Consider the following 255-nt stretch of genomic DNA (forward strand, 5'->3'; position numbering starts at 1 on the left):
TACTAATTGCCCGTAAGGCTTGATCCTATAACCAGTGTGTTTCACCTGGTTGATCGTCGCCTTGTGCCACCGAAGTTGACACAATCAGCACAACCACCACTACATCCCGATTCGTGACGTTGGCCTCCACCCCAGCGTCACAACCCCTCATGCCTGGTGACCATAGCGAGTTGGAACCACCCCTTCCCATCCCGAACAGGTCCGTGAAACGACTCCGCGCCGATGATAGTGCGGATTACCCGTGTGAAAGTAGGT

Annotated in this window: 1 rRNA gene; it reads left to right on the forward strand. The window is 54.5% G+C overall.

Annotated features, from left to right (window positions below):
* Positions 1–152 precede the first annotated feature (152 nt).
* Positions 153–255 (forward strand): 5S ribosomal RNA (gene rrf / locus VSR71_RS35245); the annotation flags it as partial.

The sequence above is a fragment of the Cupriavidus oxalaticus genome, from assembly GCF_038900635.1.
GTDB classification, from domain to species: Bacteria; Pseudomonadota; Gammaproteobacteria; order Burkholderiales; family Burkholderiaceae; genus Cupriavidus; species Cupriavidus oxalaticus_B.